The following is a 3,111-nucleotide window of genomic DNA, read 5'->3' as shown; positions in this document are numbered from 1 at the left end:
CGTGGCTGGGGTGATCCGGGGGCGTGGTCGGGGCTGGGGGTCTGGGGGTGGTGGTTGGGCTGGGAAATTCGACTGCGTGGCGGCGGAGGTCTGGCTAGAGTGGCTAGCGGACAGACGGATCGGGGAGATGGCCCGATCTTGAGTAACGGAAGGGGGTTGAGTTGATGACCGCCGTTGCGGCCGCTGCCGTGGGCAGGGCCTTGCCTTTGACAGTCATGCTCAATCTCCGAGTCCCGGTCTGAGGGCCCCTTTCTTTGCCGCGCTCCGGCAGGTGATGGTGGCTCGCCGCGCCGTGGATTCCCCGTTTGAAAGGGTTTCCCGTTGTCCACAAGAACTTCCTGGCTCACCCGTGCTGAGACCGCTGCCGATGTGGCGGCTATTCGCGAAGTCAACCTCCAAGCCTTCGGCAAGACGTTCGAACCTGATCTGGTCGAGGCACTGCGAGACGATCCGAGCGCCTGGCTGCCCGGTCTCTCCATCGTCACCACCACAGAGGCCGGCGAGGTGGTGGCTCACGCCCTGTTCACTCGCGTCCACATCGATGAGACCCCAGTACTGTCGATGGGCCCGTGCGCGGTGGCGACCGCGTACCAGCGAAAAGGTGCCGGGAGTGCCGCCATCCGGGCCGGGCTCGCCATCGCCCGCGAGCGCGGCGAGCACGCCGTCATCGTGCTCGGCCATCTGACCTACTACCCGCGCTTCGGATTCGAGCCGGCGGAGTCGTTCGGTATCCGCGCCACCTTCGACACCGGTCCGCACCTGATGGCCCTCGCCCTCGACCCCTCCCGCCCACTCCCCTCCGGCACGCTGCGCTACCCGGCCACCTGGGACATCTGACCAACCCGGACGTCGCCGCGACCGAGCATCACGCTTCGTGGTCGCGGCGACGTTCGGTATACAAACCGACGTCAGGGCAGAGCTCGCCGACGCCGAGACCCGGAGACGAAGCGACGATAAATGATGCTCAAACGCCAGCTGTCAGGCGGGATCTGAGCACGGATCGGTAAAAGGTTGCGGGAAACTCGCCGAATCCCTTGCGCACCTACCTTGTATACATGAAACAGTCGACGGACCCGCTCACCTGGGAGGACGCAATGCCCCGCCGTACTCCGTCGTCACTGAACCGCTCCAGCACCACACCTCGTCACCGGCAGGCGCGATGGGGGGTCAGCGTCGCGGCTTTCGCGGTGCTGGCGATCGTCGGAACCGCCTGTTCGCCGGTCGAATCCAGTAGCGACGAGGCCGGCGGTGACCAGACCACCTCCACCCAGGACGTCTTCGGTGAGCCTGCCGACGCGGCGCAGGTGAAGGCCGGCGGCACGTTGACGGTCGCCCTGTCCGCCGACCCGGACAAGCTCGACCCGACGCTGTCGCGCAGCCTGTACTCGCGGTACGTCTTCCACACGATGTGCGAGAAGCTCTACGACCTCGGCCCGGACGCCAAGATCGTGCCGCAGCTCGCCACCGCGCTGCCGACGATCTCGGCCGACGGCCTGAGCCTCACCATCCCGTTGCGTGAAGGCGTGAAGTTCGCCGACGGCGGCACCCTCGACTCCACCGCGGTCAAGGTCTCCATCAACCGCGGTCTCACTCTGGCCGGCTCCGGCCGCAAGAGTGAACTCGGCCCGATCACCTCGATCGAGACGCCGGACCCGAAGACCGTGGTGATCAAGCTGTCCAAGCCCTTCGCCCCGTTGACCGCGGCGCTGGCCGACCGCGCCGGCATGGTGCTGAGCCCGGCCGCCGTGGACAAGCTCGGCGCGAACTTCTCCACCGCACCGGTCTGCGTCGGCCCGTTCAAGTTCGCCAGCCGGGTCGCCCAGAACTCGATCAAGGTGGTCAAGGATCCCCTGTACTACGACGCCGCCAAGGTGCACCTGGACGCCATCGAGTACCGGATCATCACCGACTCCAGCATCCGCTCGGCGAACCTCCGCTCGGGTGACGCGCAAGTCGCGGACTCGCTGTCCACCCAGGACGCGCCGGAGCTGCAGAAGGACAGCAACATGACCGTGTTGCAGTCGCAGTCCCTCGGCTACCAGGGCCTCACGATCAACATCGGCAACGCGAACGGGATCGGCACCCCGACCAAGCAGCTGGACACCCCGATCGCCAAGGATCCGCGGGTACGCCAGGCGCTGGAGGCCTCGATCGACCGGGAGGCACTGGTCAAGTCCCTGTTCAACGGCCTGAACAGTGTCGCCTGCTCCCCCATCTCACCGAAGAGCGAGTTCACCTCCGACGCCGCCCAGGTCTGTCCGGCCCACGACCCGGCCAAAGCCAAGGAACTCCTCACCCAGGCCGGCGTGACCACGCCGTACAAGGTCGAGATGATCACGTCGAACAACCCCGACAGTCTGAGGCTTGCCCAGGCGCTGCAGGCGATGGTGAAGGAAGGTGGGTTCGAGCTGGTGATCAAGCCGGTCGAGTACGCCTCTCTGCTTGACCAGCAGGACCGTGGCGACTTCGAGCTGCTCCAGCTGGGCTGGTCCGGCCGGGTCGACCCGGATGCGAACATCTTCAACTTCGTCGGGTCCGAGGGCAGCCAGAACGTTGCCGGGTACAACAGTCCTGACGTGGACAAGCTGCTCACCGACGCGCGGCAGTCCACCGACCAGGCGCAGCGGATCCAGCTGTACGGCCAGGTAGTCACCAAGCTGCAGCAGGACGACCCGCTGATCTACATGTACCGCCAGCGCAACCTGACCGGCGTCAGCAAGACGGTGCTCGGCGTGCAGACCTACCCGGACGGCGTGATCAGGACCGCGTTCGCCGGCCTCGCCAAGTAGATGAGGCGCTACCTACTCGGCCGCCTCTGGCAGTCGCTCGTCACCTTGCTGCTGGCAACGATCGTGGTGTTCCTCGGAGTGAGAGCGCTCCCTGGCGATCCCGCGCTGGCGCTGGCCGGTGAGGACCGCGATCCCGAATCGCTGCGGGCGATCCGGGAGCAGTACGGGCTGGACGACTCGCTGCTGGTGCAGTTCTGGCAGTTCGTCAGCCATGCGGCCCGCGGCGATCTCGGCGTCTCGATCAGAACGGGAGAGAGCGTGACCTCGATGCTCCGCGGCGCTCTCCCCGTCACCCTCGAGCTCTCCCTGCTGGCGATCATCG

The 3,111-nt window shown here is 66.5% G+C and carries 2 protein-coding genes and 1 pseudogene; all 3 read left to right on the top strand.

Annotated elements, in window-relative coordinates:
- Positions 1–321 precede the first annotated feature (321 nt).
- Complete coding sequence (locus VFG33_RS37715) at positions 322–837, top strand: GNAT family N-acetyltransferase (protein ID WP_325057823.1); 516 nt, start codon at positions 322–324, stop codon at positions 835–837.
- A 218-nt stretch (positions 838–1,055) separates the two neighbouring features.
- Positions 1,056–2,789, top strand: coding sequence for an ABC transporter substrate-binding protein (locus tag VFG33_RS37710; RefSeq protein WP_325057822.1), 1,734 nt, complete (start codon positions 1,056–1,058; stop codon positions 2,787–2,789).
- A pseudogene (locus VFG33_RS37705) lies at positions 2,790–3,111 on the top strand (ABC transporter permease); the annotation flags it as partial.

Origin of the sequence: Kribbella sp., assembly GCF_035687465.1 — a bacterium.
Taxonomy (GTDB): Bacteria; Actinomycetota; Actinomycetes; order Propionibacteriales; family Kribbellaceae; genus Kribbella.
Note: the sequence above shows the minus strand (reverse complement) of the source record. Positions and strands in the feature narration are given on the sequence as shown.